Source organism: Streptomyces sp. NPDC091416, assembly GCF_044756845.1.
Taxonomy (GTDB): domain Bacteria; phylum Actinomycetota; class Actinomycetes; order Streptomycetales; family Streptomycetaceae; genus Streptomyces.
Genome location: NZ_JBIVTU010000001.1, coordinates 634,009 through 656,124, shown reverse-complemented (window position 1 = coordinate 656,124; position 22,116 = coordinate 634,009). Strand labels below are relative to the sequence as shown.

The 22,116-nt window shown below is 71.5% G+C and carries 18 protein-coding genes; 8 read left to right on the top strand and 10 right to left on the bottom strand.

Annotated features, from left to right (window positions below):
• The first annotated feature begins 134 nt into the window (after positions 1-134).
• Entirely contained in the window at positions 135-2,165 is a 2,031-nt protein-coding gene (locus ACIQMX_RS02710) for a thioredoxin domain-containing protein (protein ID WP_402474517.1), read from the top strand.
• A 5-nt stretch (positions 2,166-2,170) separates the two neighbouring features.
• Here ACIQMX_RS02710 and ACIQMX_RS02705 read toward each other — a convergent pair whose 3' ends face one another.
• The 3 genes from ACIQMX_RS02705 to ACIQMX_RS02695 all read right to left on the bottom strand — a co-directional run bounded on the left by ACIQMX_RS02705 (position 2,171) and on the right by ACIQMX_RS02695 (position 5,191).
• On the bottom strand, positions 2,171-2,803 hold the full coding sequence (locus ACIQMX_RS02705) for a TetR family transcriptional regulator (RefSeq protein ID WP_363075455.1): 633 nt from the start codon (positions 2,801-2,803) through the stop codon (positions 2,171-2,173).
• An 11-nt stretch (positions 2,804-2,814) separates the two neighbouring features.
• The gene (locus tag ACIQMX_RS02700) at positions 2,815-4,332 is read right to left on the bottom strand and encodes a DHA2 family efflux MFS transporter permease subunit (protein WP_402474515.1); all 1,518 of its coding nucleotides are present in this window, start codon (positions 4,330-4,332) and stop codon (positions 2,815-2,817) included.
• A gap of 157 nt (positions 4,333-4,489) precedes the next feature.
• Entirely contained in the window at positions 4,490-5,191 is a 702-nt protein-coding gene (locus tag ACIQMX_RS02695; RefSeq protein ID WP_363075459.1) for a hemolysin III family protein, read from the bottom strand.
• Positions 5,192-5,400: 209 nt separating this feature from the next.
• Between ACIQMX_RS02695 and ACIQMX_RS02690 the strand changes: the two genes are divergently transcribed.
• Positions 5,401-7,227, top strand: coding sequence for a phosphoenolpyruvate carboxykinase (GTP) (locus ACIQMX_RS02690; RefSeq protein ID WP_363075461.1), 1,827 nt, complete (start codon positions 5,401-5,403; stop codon positions 7,225-7,227).
• Between the two features lie 314 nt (positions 7,228-7,541).
• A complete protein-coding gene (locus ACIQMX_RS02685) occupies positions 7,542-9,710 on the top strand; it encodes a lectin-like domain-containing protein (protein WP_363075463.1) in 2,169 nt (722 codons plus the stop codon).
• A 100-nt stretch (positions 9,711-9,810) separates the two neighbouring features.
• On the opposite strand, the gene ACIQMX_RS02680 is transcribed toward ACIQMX_RS02685, so the two are convergent.
• The 4 genes from ACIQMX_RS02680 to ACIQMX_RS02665 form a co-directional block, all read right to left on the bottom strand.
• Positions 9,811-10,227, bottom strand: coding sequence for a hypothetical protein (locus ACIQMX_RS02680; protein ID WP_363075465.1), 417 nt, complete (start codon positions 10,225-10,227; stop codon positions 9,811-9,813).
• A gap of 82 nt (positions 10,228-10,309) precedes the next feature.
• The gene (locus tag ACIQMX_RS02675; protein WP_363075467.1) at positions 10,310-11,521 is read right to left on the bottom strand and encodes a pyridoxal phosphate-dependent aminotransferase; all 1,212 of its coding nucleotides are present in this window, start codon (positions 11,519-11,521) and stop codon (positions 10,310-10,312) included.
• A 236-nt stretch (positions 11,522-11,757) separates the two neighbouring features.
• Complete coding sequence (locus ACIQMX_RS02670; protein ID WP_402474513.1) at positions 11,758-12,585, bottom strand: arylamine N-acetyltransferase; 828 nt, start codon at positions 12,583-12,585, stop codon at positions 11,758-11,760.
• 97 nt (positions 12,586-12,682) lie between these two features.
• Positions 12,683-12,895: a DUF4287 domain-containing protein gene (locus tag ACIQMX_RS02665; protein WP_402474511.1), complete on the bottom strand. Its 213-nt coding sequence runs from the start codon at positions 12,893-12,895 to the stop codon at positions 12,683-12,685.
• A 294-nt stretch (positions 12,896-13,189) separates the two neighbouring features.
• On the opposite strand from ACIQMX_RS02665, the gene ACIQMX_RS02660 reads away from it, so the two are divergent.
• The 5 genes from ACIQMX_RS02660 (at position 13,190) to ACIQMX_RS02640 (ending at position 17,944) form a co-directional block, all read left to right on the top strand.
• Entirely contained in the window at positions 13,190-14,059 is an 870-nt protein-coding gene (locus ACIQMX_RS02660) for a GyrI-like domain-containing protein (protein WP_402474510.1), read from the top strand.
• Between the two features lie 199 nt (positions 14,060-14,258).
• Positions 14,259-15,095, top strand: coding sequence for a lysostaphin resistance A-like protein (locus tag ACIQMX_RS02655; RefSeq protein ID WP_402474508.1), 837 nt, complete (start codon positions 14,259-14,261; stop codon positions 15,093-15,095).
• The gene (locus ACIQMX_RS02650) at positions 15,092-16,246 is read left to right on the top strand and encodes a sensor histidine kinase (protein ID WP_402474507.1); all 1,155 of its coding nucleotides are present in this window, start codon (positions 15,092-15,094) and stop codon (positions 16,244-16,246) included. The genes ACIQMX_RS02655 and ACIQMX_RS02650 overlap by 4 nt, the downstream gene beginning before the upstream one ends.
• Complete coding sequence (locus tag ACIQMX_RS02645; protein ID WP_363075478.1) at positions 16,243-16,902, top strand: response regulator transcription factor; 660 nt, start codon at positions 16,243-16,245, stop codon at positions 16,900-16,902. Before ACIQMX_RS02650 ends, ACIQMX_RS02645 begins: the two co-directional genes overlap by 4 nt.
• A gap of 115 nt (positions 16,903-17,017) precedes the next feature.
• Positions 17,018-17,944, top strand: a complete 927-nt coding sequence (locus ACIQMX_RS02640; RefSeq protein WP_363075480.1) for a serine protease — start codon at positions 17,018-17,020, stop codon at positions 17,942-17,944.
• A gap of 140 nt (positions 17,945-18,084) precedes the next feature.
• On the opposite strand, the gene ACIQMX_RS02635 is transcribed toward ACIQMX_RS02640, so the two are convergent.
• The 3 genes from ACIQMX_RS02635 to ACIQMX_RS02625 form a co-directional block, all read right to left on the bottom strand.
• Positions 18,085-18,933, bottom strand: coding sequence for a DUF1206 domain-containing protein (locus ACIQMX_RS02635; RefSeq protein WP_363075482.1), 849 nt, complete (start codon positions 18,931-18,933; stop codon positions 18,085-18,087).
• 34 nt (positions 18,934-18,967) lie between these two features.
• On the bottom strand, positions 18,968-20,602 hold the full coding sequence (locus tag ACIQMX_RS02630; RefSeq protein ID WP_402474504.1) for an amidohydrolase family protein: 1,635 nt from the start codon (positions 20,600-20,602) through the stop codon (positions 18,968-18,970).
• A gap of 76 nt (positions 20,603-20,678) precedes the next feature.
• Positions 20,679-21,968: an alanine racemase gene (locus ACIQMX_RS02625; RefSeq protein WP_402474502.1), complete on the bottom strand. Its 1,290-nt coding sequence runs from the start codon at positions 21,966-21,968 to the stop codon at positions 20,679-20,681.
• Positions 21,969-22,116: the final 148 nt, after the last annotated feature.

Sequence of the window (22,116 nt, the reverse complement as noted above, 5' to 3'; positions counted from 1 at the left end):
CGCCCGCGGCGCGGAGGCGTTGTTCCGCTGCCGGTCCACCCGGCTTCGGCCCGGAGTATCCGTCCCGCCTGCCCGTTTGCCTACCGCCCCGTGGCGCGCGGGTCTCGTGGAGGAGGGTGCGCGAGGATTGGGGCATGGCCAACCGACTTGCGCAGAGCACCTCCCCGTATCTCCTTCAGCACGCCGACAACCCCGTCGACTGGTGGCCGTGGTCGCCCGAGGCGTTCGAGGAGGCCAGAAGGCGGAACATTCCGGTGCTGCTCAGCGTCGGATACTCCGCGTGCCACTGGTGTCACGTGATGGCGCACGAGTCGTTCGAGGACGCCGAGGTCGCGGAGTACCTGAACGCGCACTTCGTGCCGGTCAAGGTCGACCGCGAGGAGCGGCCGGATGTCGACGCCGTGTACATGGAGGCGGTGCAGGCCGCGACCGGGCAGGGCGGCTGGCCGATGACCGTGTTCCTCACCGCCGACGCCGAACCCTTCTACTTCGGCACGTACTTCCCGCCCGAGTCCCGGCACGGTCTGCCGTCCTTCCGGCAGGTGCTCGAAGGAGTGGCGGCGGCCTGGACCGACCGCCGGGACGAGGTCGGCGAGGTAGCCGCGCGTATTGTCCACGACCTGTCCGAGCGCACGCTGGACCACGGCGGCGACGGGCTGCCCGGTGAGGCGGAGCTCGCGCAGGCGCTGCTCGGGCTGACCCGTGAGTACGACGCGAAGCACGGCGGCTTCGGCGGCGCGCCCAAGTTCCCGCCGTCGATGGCCATCGAGTTCCTGTTGCGCCACCACGCCCGCACCGGGGCCGACGGCGCACTCCAGATGGCGGCCGACACCTGCGAGGCGATGGCCAGGGGCGGGATCTACGACCAGCTCGGCGGCGGCTTCGCCCGCTACGCGGTGGACCGTGAGTGGGTCGTCCCGCACTTCGAGAAGATGCTGTACGACAACGCGCTGCTCTGCCGCGTGTACGCCCATCTGTGGCGCTCCACCGGATCGGAGTCCGCCCGCCGGATCGCCCTGGAGACCGCCGACTTCATGGTCCGTGAACTGCGCACGGCCGAGGGCGGCTTCGCTTCCGCGCTGGATGCCGACAGCGAGGACGCGGACGGGAAGCACGTCGAGGGCGCCTACTACGTCTGGACGCCCGCGCAGCTGCGTGAGGTGCTGGGCGAGGAGGACGCCGTGTTCGCAGCGGAGCTCTTCGGGGTGACCGAGGAGGGCACCTTCGAGGAGGGCTCCTCGGTGCTCCAGCTCCCGCGCACGGACGCGCCGGAGGCGACCGACGAGGGCAGGGCCGCCGATGTGCGCGCCCGGCTGCTCGCGGCCCGGGAGCTGCGGGTGCGGCCGGGGCGGGACGACAAGGTGGTCGCGGCGTGGAACGGGCTGGCCATCGCCGCGCTCGCCGAGACCGGGGCCTACTTCGGCCGGCCCGACCTGATCGAGCGCGCCACCGAGGCGGCGGACCTGCTGGTGCGGCTCCACATGGGCCCGGTCGCCCGGCTGGTCCGTACCTCGAAGGACGGCCGCGCCGGTACGCACGCCGGGGTGCTGGAGGACTACGGCGATGTCGCGGAGGGCTTCCTGGCCCTGGCCGCCGTCACCGGCGAGGGGACCTGGCTGGAGTTCGCGGGCTTCCTGACCGACATCGTGCTCCAGCACTTCACCGGTGAGGGCGGGCAGTTGTACGACACGGCGGACGACGCCGAGCAGCTGATCCGCCGCCCGCAGGACCCCACCGACAGCGCTACCCCGGCGGGCTGGACCGCGGCGGCCGGTGCGCTGCTCTCGTACGCCGCCTACACCGGATCGGAGCCGCACCGCACGGCTGCGGAAGGCGCGCTGGGTGTGGTGAAGGCGCTGGGGCCGCGCGCGCCGCGTTTCATCGGCTGGGGCCTCGCGGTCGCCGAGGCGCTGCTCGACGGGCCGCGCGAGGTGGCGGTCGCCGGACCGGTCGGCGGCGCGCTGCACCGTACGGCCCTGCTGGGCACGGCGCCCGGCGCGGTCGTCGCGGCGGGGGAGACGGCGGGGTCGGAGTTCCCGCTGCTGGCGGAGCGGCCGATGCTGGGCGGTGCGCCGACGGCGTACGTGTGCCGGCACTTCGTCTGCGACGCGCCGACGACGGACCCGGACGCGCTGGCGCAGGCGCTCGGCGGCACGTCCTCCTGAGGCGGCTACAGCCGCAGGCCGCCCTCCAGCGCGATCATCGCCTCGTCGACCATCGTGATCAGGTCGCCCTCCTGGCCGTGCTCGCCCCAGTACAGCGTGACCTCGCGCAGCGCACCCAGTACCGCCGCGATGAAGACCCGGATCCGCAGGTCGTCCGCGCTGCGGCCGGTGCGGTCGGCGAGCACCTGGGAGAGGACCTTCGCCGTGTCCGACATGGTCTCCGTCATCCGGGAGCGGATGGCGGGGACCTCCACCATCAGCCGGGTGCGCTGGCGCAGTTCCTCGTCCTCCGCGGCGGCGAACGACGTCAGCGCCTCGCGCATCATCAGCCGCAGGGACTCCAGCGGAGGCTCGTCCAGCGGGCGGCTGCGGAGCACGGCCTCCATGATCGGGTCGTACTCGTCGGTGAGGACGATGTCCTCCTTGGTCGCGAAGTACCGGAACACCGTGCTCGGCGACACCTCGGCCGCCTCCGCGATCTGCTCGATGGTCGTCGCCTCGTAGCCCTGCTCCTGGATGAGGCGGTACGTCGCCTGCCGGATCGCGACCCGGGTCTTGAGCTTCTTGCGCTCGCGCAGCCCCATCGGGGGCTGCGCCTCGGGTGCGGTGAAGGAGGGGGTACGGGAGGTGGCGGCCATGGTTGCCATTGTCAGGCATCGACGGGGACGGCGGCCACGTCCGCGGGCTCCTCCCGCTCCGGTTCCGCGGCCGGCAGGAACGCCCCGACGAGCAGCGCGCTGACCAGTGCGGTGGCGCCGACGACCAGCAGGACCAGGCTCATGCCGTGGACGTACGCGGCGTCGGCGGACTCCGCGAGCCGCTGCGCCCCGAGCCGTGCCGCGACGGCGTGGGCGGCGACGACGGAGTCACCGGCCGTGTCCGCGGCGGCGGCCGGCAGTCCCGTGGTGTCGAGCCGGTTGCTGTAGGCCCCGGCGAGCAGGCTGCCCAGCAGGGCGATCCCGAGGGCGCTGCCCGTCTGCCGTACGGTCATCAGCAGCCCCGACCCGCTCCCCGCGCGGTCCGGGGGCAGGGCGCCGAGGGCGGCGTTCATGGCGGGGACGACGGCGAAGCCGAAGCCGGCGCCGGCGATGGTGAGCCAGAGGGCGGTGAATCCGTAGCCGCTGCCGACCGTCGTACGGCTGCCGAGCAGCGCGGCGAAGGCGAGCACGACGAGTCCGGCCGACATCGTGGCGCGGGCCCCGAAGCGTGCGTTGACCGGGCCGCCCGCCCTGGTGGCGAGGATCAGTCCGCCCATCATCGGCAGCATCCGCACACCGGTGCCGAAGGCGTCGTGGCCGCGTACCGCCTGGAGGTATCCGGGCAGGATGAACATCAGCCCGGCCAGCGCGAACATGACGAGCGTCGAGGCGAGTGTGCTCAGCAGGAACGTCCGCTGCCGCAGCAGGGCCATGTCGAGCATCGGGCGGGCGGACCTGCGCTCGCGCAGGACGAGCGCGGCGATCAGGATCACGCCCGCGGCCAGGACGGTCAGGACCAGCGGGTCGCCCCAGCCCCGGCCCGGCGCCTCGATGACTCCGTAGATCAGGGCGCCCAGGCCGGTCGCGGACAGGGCGGTGGAGACGGCATCGACCGCGGGGGCCGCGGGGTCGCGGGTCTCGGGGAGCAGGAACACGCAGGCGGCGATGCCGATGCCGACCATCGGGATGTTGACGAGGAAGACCGAGCCCCACCAGAAGTGGTCGAGCAGCCAGCCGCCCAGAATCGGGCCGAGCGGCATGCCGAGCGCGGAGGCGGCCGAGACGATGCCGACGGCCTTGATCCGGTCCTTGGGCTCGCCGAACAACGAGGGCAGTACGGCCATGGCGAGCGGCATCACGAGCGCACCGCCGACTCCCATCACGCAGCGGGCGGCGATCACGGTGGGCACGTTGTCGGCGAGGGTGCCGATGACCGAGCCGATGAGGAAGACGCCGAGGCCGGCGATGAGCATCCGGCGGCGTCCGAAGCGGTCGCCGAGCAGGCCGGCCGGAAGCATGAGCGCGGCGAACACGACCACGTAGCCGTCGGCCATCCACTGCTGTTCGCCGGTGGTGGCGCCGAGCTCACCGGCCATCGTCGGCAGCGCCACGTTGAGGATCGTCATGTCGAAGCCGAGGACGAGCATGCTCGCCACCAGGGCCCCGAGGGCCCACCAGCGCCGGTCCATGTCCCACTCCTTTGATAGTTGCAGTCAAGTGACAGTAACTCTCAAAAGATTGCGAGTGTCAATGTGTGGCCCCGCTGTCGCCGCCCGGACATGCGAAAGGGCCGCGGCCCGAAGGCTGCGGCCCTTCTCCGGAGAGGGCTCGGTTGTGGGAGGAGGCTCAGTTGTGGTTGTAGGCCACCAGCGAGATGCCGACGTAGTGGACGACGAACGCCGCGAGCGTCAGCGAGTGGAAGACCTCGTGGAACCCGAAGAAGCGCGGTGACGGGTTCGGCCGCTTGATGCCGTAGATGACGCCCCCGGCGCTGTAGAGCAGCCCGCCGACCACGACGAGTACCAGGACCGCGATCCCGCCGGTCCGCATGAAGTCCGGCAGGAAGAAGACCGCGGCCCAGCCCATCGCGATGTAGCAGGGCGTGTAGAGCCAGCGCGGCGCGCCGACCCAGAAGACCCGGAAGGCGATGCCCGCGACCGCCGCCGCCCAGACCGCCCACAGGAGCGGGGTCCCGGTGGACTCGGGCAGCAGGAGCAGGGTCAGCGGGGTGTAGGTGCCCGCGATGATCAGGAAGATGTTCGCGTGGTCGAGCCTGCGCAGGACGGCCTCGCCGCGCGGCCCCCACGTGCCGCGGTGGTAGACCGCGCTCACGCCGAAGAGCAGGCACGCGGTCACGATGTAGATCGCGCAGGCGATCCGGCCGCGGGTGCTGTCCGCCAGGGCGATGAGCACGATGCCCGCGATCAGGACGGCCGGGAACATGCCGGCGTGCAGCCAGCCGCGCATACGTGGCTTGACCTCCGCCGCGATGGTTCCGGCTGGTTCCAGCCCGGCGGGTTCGGGTGCGGCGGCGGAGGCGGCAGTCATTCCCGCATCGTACCTACGCCTCCGTAGGTATCGGATACGAGTGGCAATGCTCACGTGGGCGGCCCCCTGGACATATGGGCGGAACGGTCGGATGATCAAATGAGTGCGGTCGGCACCGGATGAGCGCCAGGGAATTCGAAGGGGTAGAAGCATCCGGGTCGCAGCCCCCACGGGGCCTACCAAACAGACACCCTCATCAAGGAGCGATCGTGGCGCGCGACATCGCGGCTCCCCTCACTGTTCCCACCAACCACCAGGAGCTCGTCTCCTGGGTCGACGAGATCGCAGCCCTCACCGAACCGGACCGAGTGGTGTGGTGCGACGGCTCCGAGGCCGAGTACGAGCGCCTGTGCGGGGAGCTCGTCGCCAAGGGCACGTTCACCAAGCTCGACGAGATCAAGCGCCCGAACTCCTACTACGCCGCCTCCGACCCGAGCGACGTCGCGCGCGTCGAGACCCGGACGTTCATCTGCTCCGCCAAGGAGGAGGACGCCGGTCCGACGAACCACTGGAAGGACCCCGCCGAGATGCGGGAGATCTTCGTGGGGGACAAGGGCGTCTTCCGCGGCTCCATGCGTGGCCGCACCATGTACGTCGTGCCCTTCTGCATGGGCCCCGTCGGCTCGCCGCTCTCCGCCATCGGCGTCGAGATCACCGACTCCGCGTACGTCGCCGTCTCGATGCGCACCATGACGCGCATGGGGCAGGCCGTCCTGGACGAGCTCGGCTCCGACGGCTTCTTCGTCAAGGCCGTCCACACGCTCGGCGCACCCCTGGAGGAGGGCCAGGAGGACGTTCCGTGGCCCTGCAACTCCACCAAGTACATCTCGCACTTCCCCGAGGACCGCGAGATCTGGTCCTACGGATCCGGATACGGCGGCAACGCCCTGCTCGGCAAGAAGTGCTACGCACTGCGCATCGCCTCCGTCATGGCGCGCGACGAGGGCTGGCTCGCCGAGCACATGCTGATCCTCAAGCTCACCCCGCCGCGCGGTGAGTCGAAGTACGTCGCGGCGGCCTTCCCCTCCGCCTGCGGCAAGACCAACCTCGCCATGCTGGAGCCCACGATCTCCGGCTGGACCGTCGAGACCATCGGCGACGACATCGCCTGGATGCGGTTCGGCGAGGACGGCCGCCTCTACGCGATCAACCCCGAGGCCGGCTTCTTCGGCGTCGCGCCCGGTACCGGCGAGCACACCAACGCCAATGCGATGAAGACCATGTGGGGCAACTCCGTCTTCACCAACGTCGCGCTCACCGACGACGGCGACGTCTGGTGGGAGGGCATGACCGAGGAGCTCCCGAAGCACCTCACGGACTGGAAGGGCAACGACTGGACCCCCGAGTCCACCGCGCCCGCCGCGCACCCCAACGCCCGCTTCACGGTCCCGGCCGGCCAGTGCCCGATCATCGCGCCCGAGTGGGAGGACCCGAAGGGTGTGCCGATCTCGGCCATCCTCTTCGGCGGCCGCCGCGCCTCGGCCGTCCCGCTGGTCACCGAGTCCTTCAACTGGCAGCACGGCGTCTTCCTGGGAGCCAACGTCGCCTCCGAGAAGACCGCCGCCGCCGAGGGCAAGGTCGGCGAGCTGCGCCGCGACCCGTTCGCCATGCTGCCGTTCTGCGGCTACAACATGGGCGACTACATGAACCACTGGCTGAAGGTCGGCGCGGACAAGCCGGACCAGTCCAAGCTCCCGAAGATCTACTACGTGAACTGGTTCCGCAAGAACGAGGCGGGCAAGTTCGTCTGGCCCGGCTTCGGCGAGAACAGCCGCGTCCTGAAGTGGATCGTCGAGCGCCTGGAGGGCAAGGCCGAGGGCGTCGAGACCCCGATCGGCATCCTGCCCGCCAAGGGCTCGATCGACACCGAGGGCCTGGACCTCTCCGAGTCCGACCTGGACTTCCTGCTCAAGGTGGACAAGGAGGTCTGGCGCGAGGAGGCGGCGCTGGTCCCCGAGCACCTCAACACCTTCGGTGACCACACGCCGAAGGAACTGTGGGACGAGTACCGGGCGCTGGTCCAGCGCCTGGGCTGACCGCCCCTTCGAACTCCGCGGCCCGGCTCCCGACATCCGCCCTGACCTGTGGGGTCAAAGGCCTGCCGCGGTAGGGACGTGCACGAACACGGCCCTGGCCCCCGGAACCGACAGCGGTTCCGGGGGCCGCTCCCGTTTCCCGGGACGGCGGGTGCCGTCCGGCCCTCTTCGTGGCCGGGGCACGGCCGGCCGTCCCGGCGTACGCGTCCGCCGCGCCCCGGGACGGGGACCCGGGGGACGCCATTCAGCCGCCGCTGCGGCGTGTCGGAGGCGTGTACACCGAGGCCTCTGCCTGGCATTTTTACCTTGATGTCATGAAAAAGTATGAACGTCTGCGGCGCGCTCCGGTGCTTGCCGCCACGGCGTCCGCCGGAACGGCCCTCGGCCTGATCCTGACCGCGGCGCCCACCGCCGCCGCACCGACTGCTCCGCGGGCGTTGGGCGAATCGGTGCTGCTCGACGAGACCTTCACCGGCACCTCGGTGTCCGACCCCGGCTTCGTGCCCCTGGACAACGCCTGTCTGACCGGAGCCTCGGCGGAACCGGCGGCCGATGAGTCCCAGGTCGGACCGTGCGACGACCCCGCCACCCAGACGACCCCGCCCGTGCCCACCCCGGGCGAGACGCCCGGCTGGCTCCAGCTCACCGACCACGACTACTACCGGGTCGGCGGGATGCTCTACAACCGGCCGCTGCCGGGCAACGGCGGCCTCGACGTCACCTTCGAGCAGTATCAGTACGGAACCAACGACTCCGGTGCCGACGGCATCGGCTTCTTCCTGGTGGACGGGTCGGTGGACCTGACCAAGGCGGGCGCGAACGGCGGCTCGCTCGGCTATGCCCAGCGCAATCTGGAGCCGGGGGTCGACGGCGGCTACCTCGGCGTAGGTCTCGATGCCTACGGCAACTTCGCCAACGACGCGGAACTGCGCGGAAACGGCTGCCCCGACTCTCAGAAGTCCCCGGTCGCCAGCGAGCTCCCGGTGACGAACACCGTCACCCTGCGCGGCCCGGGGCAGGGCGACGAAGGCTACTGCTACCTCGACTCCACCATCGAGCCGGACGCCACCCAGGCGTCGGGCTTCGTCTCCACGCTGCCAGGCAGCCTCCGCTTCCAGGGCACCGACCCGTTGCCCGCCAAGCGCACCGTGCACATCACGGTCAGCCCGGACACCCGGCCGACCGTGGGCGTCGAGATCGACTTCAACGACGGCGCCGGCTTCCAGCCCGTGCTGTCGACGCAGATGACCGCCGACGCGCCGGCGACGTACAAGTTCGGCTTCTCCGGATCCACCGGAGGCAGCATCGACACCCACCTGATCCGCGCCCTTCAGGCGAGCTCCGTCACCACCCTCGACCAGCTGAACCTGGTCAAGACGGTCGCTCCCCCGGACAACGCCGCGACCGAGCCGTTCGAAGTCGGCGACACGGTTCACTACGAGTTCCTGGTCACCAACACCGGCACCTCGGAGCTCACCGACGTCCATGTCACGGATCCCTCCGTGACGGATGCGACGTGCCCGCGCGACACCCTGGGGCCGATGGGCTCCAGCACCTCGTCCATGGTGTGCACCGGTACCCATGTCCTGACCGAGGCGGACGTCGCGGGCACCGGCACCTTCACCAACACCGCGACGGCCCAGGGGGTTCACGAGGGCGACGACGTGACCTCCAACGAGTCCTCCGCCTCCGTGCCCGTCAAGGAGATGGACCAGTCGCTGGAGATCGCCAAGAGCGCCGATCCGCAGACCGCCGAACAGGGCGGCACGGTCACCTACACCGTCACCGCCACCAACACGGGTGAGACCACGCTGAGTCCGGCCCACCTCACCGACGACCTGTCCGGGGTGCTCGACGACGCCGCGCTCACGGCCGGACCCACCGCCAGTACCGGCAATGCCCAGGTCACCGGCAACACGCTCGACTGGTCCGGGAACCTGGCCCCCGGTGACACCGCGACGATCACCTACACGGTGACGGTCGACGACCCCGACACCGGCGACGCGATGCTGCGCAATGCCGTGACCTCGGACACCCCGGGTGCGCGCTGTGCGACGGAGGGCGCGCCCGACCTCCCCTGCGAGGTGGAGGTGCCGGTCACCATCCCGAGCCCGAGCCCCAAGCCGACGCCGACGTGGACGCATTCGCCGCGTCCGACGCCGACGTGGACGCATTCGCCGCGTCCGACGCCGACGTGGACGCATTCGCCGCGTCCGACCCCGACGTGGACGCATTCGCCGCGTCCGACCCCGACCTGGACGCACTCGCCGCGTCCGACCCCGACCCCGACTCCCACCCGGACCCACTCGGACGGTCCGGACTGGAGCCCGGGACCGCACCCCACGCACGACGGGACGCCCGGGCGTCCGGGTGACCTCGCCGACACCGGCAGCACCACCGTGGGGATCGGTATCGCGGCAGCGCTGTTGCTGCTGGCCGGCCTCGCCATGGTCCGCTTCCGGTCCACGCGCGGCAGGCACTGACATACGGGCGTGGCCGGTTCCGCATCGCCTGCGGAACCGGCCACGTCCTGAAGGGGTGGCACCCGGTCCACACGCCTCGACGGCATGTGGACCGGGGCCGTCAGAGGGCGCCGACCAGCCGCGGGGGCGCGGCGGAATCGGCGGCGGCAGCGGCGGAGGCCGCTGCGGTGTGGGCGTCCATACGCTCGGCCGAGAGGATCGCGACCACGGTGTCGGCGCGGGACGCCGCCACCACCAGGGCCCGGCCCGCGAGGGCGTGGGCGCGGCGGTGGAGGGTGGCCGCGGACGCGTCGCTCAGGCCGGCGTGCCGGGCGGGCGGTGCGCCGCGCAACCGGGCGACCTGCTCGGCGATGCGGTCGCCCGCCTCGCCGAGTCCCAGTTCGTCGGTGACCGCGAGCAGGGCGGCCAGGTGTCCGGCGAGCTGGATGTCCAGCTCCTCCTCGCGCGTGCGGTGCGGGAAGTCGTCGGCGTGGTCGGCCGGTGTGTGGACCGATTTGGTGCGGATCGGTTCGTACATGGATGGCCTCCTGGTGGTGCTGTGGGGACCATCCTAGCTTGGATTCAGTCTAAAGTTGTTCGTGTTCGAGAGTCTGCTCCGGTCAGACCTGCGCGTACCCGTCCAGGAAGCGGGCGATCCGGCCGATCGCGTCCGTCAGGTCCTTCGTCGAGGGCAGCGTCACGACGCGGAAGTGATCGGGTTCCGTCCAGTTGAACCCCGTCCCCTGCACCACCATGATCTTCTCGGCCCGCAGCAGGTCGAGGACCATCTGCCGGTCGTCCTTGATCTTGTAGACCTTGGGGTCGAGCCGGGGGAAGAGGTACAGCGCCCCCTTCGGCTTCACGCAGGTCACGCCCGGAATCTGCGTCAGCAGGTCGTACGCCACGTCCCGCTGCTCCAGGATCCGGCCGCCCGGCAGCACCAGGTCGTTGATCGACTGCCGTCCGCCGAGCGCGGTGGCCACGGCGTGCTGCGAGGGCATGTTGGCGCACAGCCGCATGTTGGCCAGGATCGTCAGCCCCTCGATGTACGAGGAGGCGTGCGCCTTCGGCCCGCAGACCGCCATCCAGCCGGAGCGGTAACCGGCCACCCGGTAGTTCTTGGACAGCCCGTTGAAGGTGAGCACCATCAGGTCGGGCGCGATCGCCGCCGTCGGCGTGTGGGTCGCTCCGTCGTAGAGGATCCGGTCGTAGATCTCGTCGGAGCAGACCACCAGGTTGTGCCGCCGGGCGATCTCCGTCAGTCCGCGCAGCATCTCGTCGTCGTAGACGGCGCCCGTCGGGTTGTTCGGATTGATGATCACCATCGCCTTGGTGCGGTCGGTGATCTTCCGCTCGATGTCGGCCAGGTCCGGCATCCAGTCCGACTGCTCGTCGCACCGGTAGTGCACGGCCGTGCCGCCCGCCAGCGAGACCGACGCGGTCCACAGCGGATAGTCCGGAGCCGGTACGAGCACCTCGTCGCCGTCGTCGAGCAGCGCCTGCATCGACATCTGGATCAGTTCGGAGACGCCGTTGCCCAGGTAGACGTCCTCGACATCGAGGTCGATTCCCTTGGTCTGGTAGTGCTGCATCACCGCGCGCCGCGCGGACAGCAGGCCCTTCGCGTCGCCGTAACCGTGCGCCCCGGACAGGTTGCGCAGGATGTCTTCGAGGATCTCCGGCGGGCACTCGAAACCGAACGCGGCAGGGTTGCCGGTGTTCAGCTTGAGGATGCGGTGACCTGCTGCTTCCAGCCTCATCGCCTCCTCGAGCACGGGGCCCCGGATTTCGTAACAGACGTTGGCGAGCTTCGTGGACTGGATGACCTGCATGTCTGCGAGCTTACGACTGTGTTTCGCGGGCTGCCCGGCCTTTCCCCGCCCATTGACCCACCCGGGTCCGTCCGTCCGCCGCCCCGGCTTCCATCGCCATGTGCCCGCGCCCGTCGGCCGTGGGAACCCCGGGCGCGGGCCGGGCCGGGGCTTGGAATGGGGTGGAACGGGGACGTGACGGACCGCGCCGGGTGACATGCGCCACGGCGCGCCGCGGTCCGCGGGCGCCGTCCGGGTCACTCCGGCAGCCGGGCGCCCTCCGGCAGCCGGATCCCGAACGTGTCCGCGAGGACGCGCACCACCTCCGCGGTGTCCGCCAGCTCCCGCTCCTCCCGCCCGCCGTCGGCGGCCGTCACCACGAGCGTGCGGCCGCTGAGCGACAGGTGGGCGTCGCCGGTGGTGTGCTGGACGTACAGCAGATGCTCGAACGGCGAGCGCGGGTTGGTCGCGATGTGCCAGTTGATGACCTCGAAGTCGGGCGCCTCGAACGGCTCCACCGTGAACGCGTACTGCCCCTGCCACGCGCCCTCTCCCGTCCTTGCCTGAAGCTCCCACTGCTCCAGCGGCCCTTCGTGCGGGGTGTGGACGAGCCGGTGGTGGCGCGGGGTGTCGTGCAGCTCGGCGCCGGGGACCAGGGGGATCGGCTCCAGCAGCGAGCCCACGGCACCGAAACCGACATCGGCGAGATACGGCGTCGCCTCACCCGGCACCCCGACCCGCATCAGCATGTGCGTCCTGGGCCGGACGTCCCCGGGGCCCGCGCCCAGCACGACGCGGGCGCACAACAGTGTGACGTCGAAGCCGAGGGCCCGGAGGACGGCGGTGAGCAGCGTGTTGTGCTCGTAGCAGTAGCCGCCGCGCTCACTCCGTACGAGCTTCGCCTCCAGGTCGGCCAGGGCGAGGGAGGGCACGGTACCGAGAACGGGGTCCAGGTTCTCGAACGGGATGCCCAGTGCGTGCGCCCGGTGCACGGAGCGCAGCACGGCCGCGGTGGGCCGGCGCTCCCCGCTCCAGCCGATGCGGGCGAGGTAGGCGTCGAGGTCGAGGGTGTGGTCGCGGGTCATGGACCGACGGTACGCAGCCGGGGCGCCCGGGCGCCTCCTGCCTTCGGCCGGGACCTTCTCGTCCTCGGGTCCTGGTCCCCCGGTCCCGCAGCCGCGTCTACCGGCCCTTGTCCTCGGCGAGGGTGTGGGCGACCAGGGCGTTGGCGTGGCCGTGTCCCATCGCGTGCTCGGACTTGAGCCAGCCCACGATCTCCATGTGCTTCGTCAGCGGCGAGGCGCGGATGAGCTCCTTCCACTCCGCGACCGGACGGCCGTACTTCTGCTCGATCGACGGGAAATAGCTCGCGGGGCCCTTCACTGCATCGCTCATGGCGGAAGTCTCGCAGCCGGGTGTGACAACCGGCCCCTGTGAGCCGCATGACGGGCCGGGCGCGGGCAGGCGGGAAGGGCGTGATGACGCGGGCCGGCGCGCGCCTGACTCTCCACGGCCCGGGCGCTGAGGCGGAAGGCGGCCGGCGTCCTGCCGTCCGGGGCGGGGCAGGACGGTCGGCACCCTGCCGCCCCCGCCCCGCTGACGCGCACCCGACCGGACCGGGCACAGGAAGTCGGGTGGGGCAGGGTGGTCCTTTCCTAGCGTGGTGGACGTCAAAGGAAGGAGGCCCGGGTGCTGGAGCGGCTGAACGAGGCCATGGAGTACGTCGAGCACCGGCTCGACGGCCGCATCGACGTCGCCGAGGCGGCCAGGATCGCGATGACCTCGGAGTACCACCTGCGGCGGATGTTCTCCGCGCTCGCCGGGATGCCGCTGTCGGAGTACATCCGGCGCAGGCGGCTCACGGTCGCGGGCGCCGAGGTGCTGGCCGGGGACCGGACGCTGCTGGATGTGGCGGTGCGGTACGGGTACGCCTCGGGCGAGGCCTTCGCCCGTGCGTTCCGGACCGTGCACGGTGTCGGTCCGGGTGAGGCCAGGCGTACCGGTGCCGCGTTGCGGTCCCAGCCCCGGATGTCCTTCCGTCTCGTCGTCGAAGGGACCAGCAGCATGCGATACCGGATCGTGGAGAAGGAGGAGTTCCGTGTGGTGGGCAGGAAGGCGCGCGTTCCGCTGGTGCACGAGGGGGTGAACCCGGCCATCGCCACGTTCGTCCGGAGCATCGGCAAGGAGACCGTGGCGCGTATCAAGGGCCTGTCCGATCAGGAGCCGGAGGGCATCGTCCAGGTGAGCGACGATCTCGCCGACGGCCGGGCGGAGGGCACCGAACTGGACTACTACCACGGGGTGGTGAGCTCGGCGCCCGTGCCCGAGGACATGGACGCCCTCCCCGTGGCCGCGGGCACCTGGGCCGTCTTCGACAGCTCGGGCGCCTTCCCGCAGGCGCTCCAGTACCTGTGGCGTGACGTCTTCACGGAGTGGTTCCCGTCGAATCCGTACCGGAGCCGGCCGGGACCGGAGATCCTGCGGGTCCACGTCTCGCCCGACGGCGCGCGGGCGGAGGCGCAGCTGTGGATCCCGGTGGAGCGGGTCGCCACAGCCTGAGGAGCCCGGCGCTTGCTCCGGTTCCCCGGTCGAACGGCCCGTGGTTCACGGTGCGTTGGACGCCCCGTGGACCACGGGCCGTCCCCCGTGCGAGCTACCCGCAGGTGTCCACCGTGCGGTGACGACTCCTGTCCGCCGGATCCGTAGCGTCGAAGCGAAGCCGCGGCGCACCGTCCGCGGGTCCCGCTGAGGAGTTCTCATGAGAGTGGTCTGGCAGATCGCCGCCGTCGTCGCGATCGCGATGATCGGCGGTCAGTGCGTCGCCGCGGTGGAGGGGAATCCGTGGCCGACGCTGGTTCTCGGCCTTCTGACGGCGGTGCTCGCCGTGCCGGTGTACCGGTGGGTGGTGGGGCGGACGGAGCGCCGCCCGGTGGCCGAACTGGCCCGCAAGGGCGCGGGGTCGGGCGTCGGCCGTGGAGTACTGATCGGCGTCGGTCTGTTCGGGGCCGTCATCGCCAACATCGCCCTTCTCGGCCACTACGAGGTCGACGGGCTGGGAACCGTCACGGGGGCGATCGGACTGATGGGCTTCATGGCCGCGGCCGCCGTGACGGAGGAACTGCTCTTCCGCGGCGTGCTGTTCCGGCTCGTCGAGGAGCGCACGGGTACCTGGATCGCGTTGGCGCTGACGGGCGCGCTGTTCGGGCTGGCGCACCTGTTCAACCCGGACGCCGACCTGTGGGGTGCCGTCGCCATCGCGATCGAGGCCGGCGGCATGCTCGCCGCCGCGTACGCGGCCACCCGCACGCTGTGGCTGCCCATCGGCGTGCACTTCGGGTGGAACTTCGCCGCGTCCGGCATCTTCAGCACCGAGGTCTCGGGCAACGACACCCAGCAGGGGCTGCTGGACGCCGCGACCTCGGGCCCGCAGCTGATCACCGGAGGCGCCTTCGGCCCCGAAGGCAGCGTGTACTCGGTGGTGTTCGGCGCGGTGCTGGCCGCCGTGTTCATGTGGCTGGCCCACCGGCGCGGCCATGTGGTCCCCCGTCGCCGCCCGGCCGTCCGGAGCGAAGCCGCCACTACAGTTTCCCGGTGACCAGTCCTTCGCGCCTTCCCGAGCAGTGGCGCCGGCTCCCCGTCGCCCTGCGCGATCTCCCGCTCGGACTGCTGCTCCTCGCGGCGTCGCTCGTCCCGGTGCTCCACAGCCGCGGGACGCAGCTCGGCGGGATGCCCACCCACTCCTTCGACGTGCCGGCCCTGGTGGTCCTGGCCCTCGAATGCCTCCCGCTCGCCGCACGCCGACGGTGGCCGGTGGCCTGTGCGGCCCTGGTGTCACTCGGCTTCGCCGCGGACCAGCTCCGGGGCTACCACCTGGTCGCGGGCGTCTCGCTGCCCATCGCGCTGCTGAGCGCGGGATCGCATCTGGAACGGCACCGGCGGGCCGTCGTGCTTCTGCTCTCCGCGGCGTACGTGCCGCTGTCGCTCGTGCTCCTGAGGTTCGGCACCGGCGAACCGCCCATCGAGTTCGTGACGTTCTACCTGGTGCTGGCCTTCGCCTGGGGCGCCGGGGCCTGGCTGCGGTCCACCCGCAGGGCGGAGGCCGAACGCCGCAGCCGCGTCGCCGAGGACACACGTGCCGCCGAACGCACCCGCATCGCCCGGGAGTTGCACGACGTCGTGACCCATCACGTCACGGCGATGGTCGTGCAGGCCGAGGCGGCCCGCTATCTGACCGCCGCGCCCGAACGCCTCGATCAGACCCTGACCACCGTCACCGACACGGGCCGGCGTGCCATCACCGACCTGCGGCATCTGCTGGACCTCCTCAACCCCGACCACGGCGCCGAGGCACGGCAGCCGACCGTCGGCAGGCTGCTCCCGCTGGTGGAACGGACCCGCCGGGCCGGGCAGACCGTGGAGTTCACCGAGGAGGGCACTCCGGCCGAGTCGACCGGCAGCGCCGATCTCGTGGCCTACCGGGTCGTGCAGGAATCGCTGACGAATGCCCTCAAATATGCTCAGGGAAGCCTCACTTCGGTCCATGTGCGGCACAGTGAAAGGGAGATCTCCGTGGAGGTCAGCACCGATGGCGCGGGCGCGCGGGCCCGGGTTCCGGGCGGCAGCGGGCGGGGTCTCGCCGGTCTGCGCGAGCGGGTCGACGTCCTGGGCGGCGAGTTCAGCGCCGGCCCGCGGGCCGGCGGCGGCTTCGTCGTCCGGGCCCGCATACCCGCGGGGAGCTCCGCATGAGCGAGCCGATCCGGGTCCTGGTCTGCGACGACCAGGTCCTGGTCCGTACCGGGCTGGCCACGATCATCGACGCCCAGCCCGACCTCGAAGTGGCGGGCGAGTGCGGGGACGGGCGGACGGCGGTCGAGATGGCCGGCCGGCTGCGCCCGGACGTCGTGGTGATGGACATCCGGATGCCCGTGCTCGACGGCATCGAGGCCACCCGGCTGCTGGCCGGTGCCGGGGTGCGGCATCCCGCCAAGGTGCTCGTGGTGACCACGTTCAACCTGGACGAGTACGTCTACGAGGCGCTGCGCGCCGGGGCGAGCGGGTTCCTGCTCAAGGACGCGCCGCCGGTCCACCTGCTGCACGGAATCCGGACCGTGCAGACGGGCGCCGCCCTGCTGGACCCGGAGGTGACGCGCAGGCTCGTGGGCCGGTACGCCGCCCGGATCCGGCCGGGCGACGGCACCCCGGACGACATCCCGCTGACCCCGCGTGAACTGGAGGTCCTGCGCCTCATCGCGGACGGCTTCTCCAACAGCGAGATCGCCGTGACCCTCCTGATCAGTCAGGAGACCGTCAAGACCTTCGTGTCACGCATCCTCGCCAAACTCGGGCTCCGCGACCGTGTCCAGGCAGTCGTCTACGCCTACCGGCAGGGCCTGGTGACCTGAATTCGCCCCTTGTGGGGCTCTCCTCAGTGCGCCACCATGCGCATGTCAAAACCGGAAGAACTTCGGTCGCAGAGGCTTCCCACGCTCTGCGCAGGTCACTTGAGGGGACCCCCACATGAAAAAGCCTCTCGTCGGTGCGCTCTTCGCGGTGCTGCTCCTCGGAGCCGGCACCGCGCCCGCGGCAGCGGCCACAAGCCATGACGCGGCAGCGCCCAGCACGGTCAAGGCGGCAGCGGCCGCCGCGAGTCGTAGCGCGGCGGACGCGGCGTCATCCGGCAGCACGGCCGTCCGGGCGAAGGTCAGGCCCAAGGCCATCGGCTTCGCCGGAACCGTGGCGCTCAGCAACTGCTCCGGATCGGTCGTCCGTACGCCCGGCTCCCAGGCGGGCGACCCCGCGCTCGTGCTCTCCAACGGGCACTGCATGGAGTCCGGATTCCCGGGCCCGGGCGAGGTCGTGTTCAATCAGCCGTCCACCCGCAGCTTCACCCTGCTCAATGCCTCGGGCAGCGGCGTCGGAACCGTCCGGGCGAGCAAGATCGCGTACGGGACGATGACGGACACCGACATATCGGTGTACCAGCTCACCTCCACGTACGCCCAGATCGAGAGCACCTACGGCATCAAGGCGCTGGAGCTCAACACGGCCCACCCGGTGCAGGGCACCGCGATCACCGTCGTGTCCGGGTACTGGAAGCGCACGTACAGCTGCAACGTCGACGGGTTCGTCTACCGGCTCAAGGAGGGGGAGTGGACCTGGAAGGACTCGGTCCGCTACACCTCCGCCTGCCAGACCATCGGCGGTACGTCCGGCTCGCCGGTGATCGACAACGCCACCGGCAAGGTCGTCGCCGTCAACAACACCGGCAACGAGGACGGGCAGGAGTGCACGGACAACAACCCGTGCGAGGTCGATGAGAGCGGGCGGGTGACGGTCCGCGAGGGCATCAACTACGCCCAGGAGACCTACGGCATCGTGCCGTGCATCGGCACCGGCAACGTCTTCGACCTCGACCGTGCGGGGTGTGCGCTGCCCAAGCCGTGAGACGAGCAGCGGGGCGGACGCGTCGTGCCGCCGCCCCGCTGTCGGCCGGCCCCCGGGTCGGATCCTGCGCCGCCGGGCGTTCGCGCGGGGTCTTCCGGGTCGGATCCTGCGCCACCGGGCGTTCGCGCGGGTCTCCCGGGTCAGATCCTGCGCCACCGGGCGTTCGCCCAGGAGAAGAGACCGAACGCGGCCAGTCCGACGGCGATCAGGGCCAGCAGCCACGGGCCGGCCGGCGTCGAGCTGAACGACCGCAGGGTGTCGTCCATTCCCTTGGCCTCGCCCGAGCGGGCCTCGACCGCCGCGGCCACGGCGAATCCGCCGGCCACCGCGAAGACGAGTCCGCGACAGACGCCGCCGAAGATCCCGGTGGCATCCACCACGCGTCGCACGGCGGGCGACATCTCGCCCATCCGCAGATGCTTGTGGAACTTCCGCAGAGCGGCCCGGCCCGCGATCCACAGGCCCGCGCCGACGATGACCGCGCCGGCCGCCCCCACCAGCCAGCGCCCGCCGGACATGCCGAGCACCCGTGCCGTGACGTCCTTCGACTGCGCGTCGCCGGAACCGCTGCCGCTGCCCCGGTCGCCCGCCGCGAACATCAGGACCGAGTAGGACACGAAGCCGTAGAAGACGGCGCGCCCGGCGGAAGCGAGCCGTTTGGTCGCCTTGCGCCCGTCCGGGCCCGCGGCGCCGAACGCCGCCTCGGAGAGCCGCCACAGGGCCATGCCGGCCAGGGCCACTCCCAGGACCCACAGCAGGACGGAGCCGAAGGGCTTCTGCGCGATCTCCGCGAGCGCCCCGCCCCGGTCCGCCTGCTTCCCGCCGCCCCCGTCGTCGCCGAACGCGATACGCAGCGCGAGGACGCCGACCAGGACATAGATCACTCCACGGGCCGCGAATCCCGCCCGGCCGCCCGCCTCGACCGCCGGACTGTCACCTGCCCGTCTCGCCTTTCCGTGACTCTTCCGGGCTGTCGCAGAAATATTCATACGCAGCCGGTTGCCCCGGCCGGACGCCGGGAAACTACCGGGCCCCGGCAGCGGCCGCCCCGCCGGACCGCACCGAGCGGCCGGCCAGCACCTGGGTCCGCTTCCCGTCCTCGATGACGAAGCGGCCGTCGATCAGTACGTGCGGAATGCCGGTCGGCAGGGTACGGGGCTCGTCGAACGTCGAGCCGGCCGCCACCGTCGCCGGGTCGAAGAGCACCAGGTCCGCGCGGTAGCCCTCGCGCACGTACCCGCGGTCGGCCAGCCGCAGCCGGGCCGCCGGGCGCGAGGTGAGATGGGCGACACACTCCTCCAGCGAGAGGATTCCCAACTCCCGCGCGTACCGGCCGAGATACTGCGGGAACGTGCCGTACGCCCGGGGGTGCGGCTTGTCTCCCTGGAGGATGCCGTCGCTGCCGCCGGTGTGGACGCGGTGGCGCATGATCTGCCGGACGTTCTCCTCGTGGCCCACGTGCTGGAGGATCGTCGTCCCCAGCCGGTCCTCCATCAGCAGCCGCCGCGCGGTCACCCAGGGCTCCTCGCCCCGCAGACGCGCGGACTCGGCCACCGTACGGCCGACGTGGGCGGCGAGGTCCGGCACGCTGACGCCGGAGATCTCGATGGTGTCCCACTCGATCGGTACCCCGTGGCAGCCGTCCGACCCCACGACCTCCAGGTCGTGGCAGATCCTCGCCGCCGTGGCGTCGTCGGCCAGACGCGTCAGGACCGACTCGGGGCCGCCCTCGCTCGCCCAGCTCGGCAGCATCGCGACCAGGGTCGTACAGCCCGGGGTGTACGGGTAGGTGTCGAGGGAGATGTCGGCGCCCGCGTCGAGCGCGCCGTCGAGCAGGGCGAGCAGCTCCGGGGCGCGGCCCTCGTTCACGCCGAAGTTCATGGTGGCGTGGGCGAGATGGAGGGCGCAGCCGGCGGTGCGGGTGAGCGCCACCATCTCCTCGTACGCCTCCAGCGCTCCGGCGCCGTACGAGCGGTGGTGCGGGCAGTAGTAGCCGCCGTGCTCGGCCACCACCCGGCACAGGGCCGTGAGTTCGGCGTCGTCCGCGTACATGCCCGGGGTGTAGGTGAGCCCCGAGGACATGCCGACGGCTCCCTCCGCCATGCCCTGGGCGACGAGTTGCCTCATCCGGGCCAGTTCGGCGTCGGTGGCGGGCCGGTCGTCCCAGCCGACCGCGTACATCCGGACGGTGCCCTGCGGGATCAGGTAGGCGGCGTTCACCGCGATGCCCCGGCCGCCGAAGTTGCGGTCGAGCCGGTCGAGGTACTCGCCGACGCTGCGCCAGTCGAAGTCGATGTCGCTCCCGTCGCCGTTCCATCCGGTGATGGCGCGGCGGACCTCGGCGAGGGTGCGGTCGTCGACCGGGGCGTACGACAGCCCGTCCTGGCCGAGCACTTCGAGGGTGACGCCCTGCGCCGCCTTCGCGCTGTGGTCGGGGTCGCGCAGCAGGGCGAGGTCGCTGTGGGCGTGCATGTCGACGAAGCCGGGGGAGAGGGCGAGGCCGTCGGCGTCCAGGGTGCGGGCGGCCGTGGGGCGGCGGCCGGGGGAGTCCTCGCGGTGGATCTCCGCGATGCGGCCGTCGGCGAGGGCCACGTCGGCGCGGTAGGAGGGCGTGGCGGTGCCGTCGATGACGCGGGCGTCGCGGATGACCAGGTCCATGGGGGGTGTGCCTTTCAGGGCGGGCCGGGGAACTGCCCCCGGCCCGCGCTCATCGATGGGGCGTGGAAGGCGGGGCTCAGAAGAACGTACGGATGTAGTCGGTGACCGTCCCGTCCGCCGCGACCAGCGGAATCAGCTGCCACTTGTCGAAGCTCGTGCAGGGGTGCGAGAGCCCCATCCCCACCCAGTCCCCGACCTCCAGCTCGGCCGCCCCGTCCGTCCGCACCCACGCGTGCTGGTCCGACAGGCCCGTGACCTCGATCCCCGTCGCCTCCCGCACCGAGCCGTCGCGCCCGGACCGCACGACCTGTGCCTGCGGCAGGTCGAGGTCGTAGGCGGCGTCCCGCTTGCCCGCGTTCAGGAACGCCTGCTCGCCGGTGGGGCGCGACACGACCTGGGCCCACAGCCGGAAGGCGGGCTGCAGCGCGCCCTCCTCGGGGACCCGGTTGAAGGGGGTGAGGTGGCGGTAGTGCCCGTCGTCGTGCGAGACGTACGCCCCCGAGCGGAGCAACTTGAGTACAGGAGCGGAGAGTTCGGGGATATCGGCGAACACGTCCGCGACCGCGTCGAACCACGCGCTGCCGCCCGCGCTGATCACGACCGGCTCGCCGGATTCCAGCGCGCCGAACCGCCCCGCCGCGTCGAAGCCGGCGGCGAGCGCGACGAGCCGTCGCAGCCAGTCCCGGACGCGCTCGCCGGTCGCGTCCGGCACCTCGCCCTCGTAACCGGCCACGCCCACCAGACGCAGCGTCCCGGCGGCGGCCACCGCGTCGGCGACGGCGGCGCAGTCGGCCTCGCTGCGGGCGCCGGTGCGGGCGCCCTCGCCCGCGCCGAGCTCGACGACGACGTCCACCGGGCGGGAGGCGTCCGCCGCGCTCAGGGCCCGGTCCATCAGCTCGACGCCGCGCACCGAGTCGACGTAACAGATGAAGCGGAACTCCGGGTCGGCGTTCAGTTCGCCCGCGAGCCAGGTCAGCGCGGCCGCGTCGACGAGCTCGTTGGCGAGGAAGATCCGCTGGATCCCGAAAGCCCGGTAGACGCGTGCCTGGTGCGGGACCGCCGCGGTGATGCCCCAGGCGCCGTGCTCCAGCTGGCGGGCGAACAGCTGCGGGGACATCGAGGTCTTGCCGTGCGGCGCGAAGGCGAGGCCGTGGCGCTGTGCGTACGTCTCCAGCAGTGCGAGGTTGTGCGCGACGGACTCGGCCGACAGGGCGAGCACGGGGGTGGTGAACCCGCCGGTGAAGAGGTTGCGCCGCTCGGCGGCCAGCTCGCCGACGGTCAGGCCCTCCGCGTCGGGCGGGAGCGCCTTGAACCGGTGGTCGACACGCTCGTCGGCGAGTCGGGCCACGGGACGGTCGGCAGCCATGGGGGCTCCTTCTCGTTCGAAGTGATGCGAAGCACGTCGTCGTCGCCGCAGGTCGCCGGCGCGGCGTCGCACGTCGCTCGCGTTGCAACATATGCAACACCCATTGCGTATATCGCTCAGGGCTGTCTAACATCCGAGCCGACGCCCG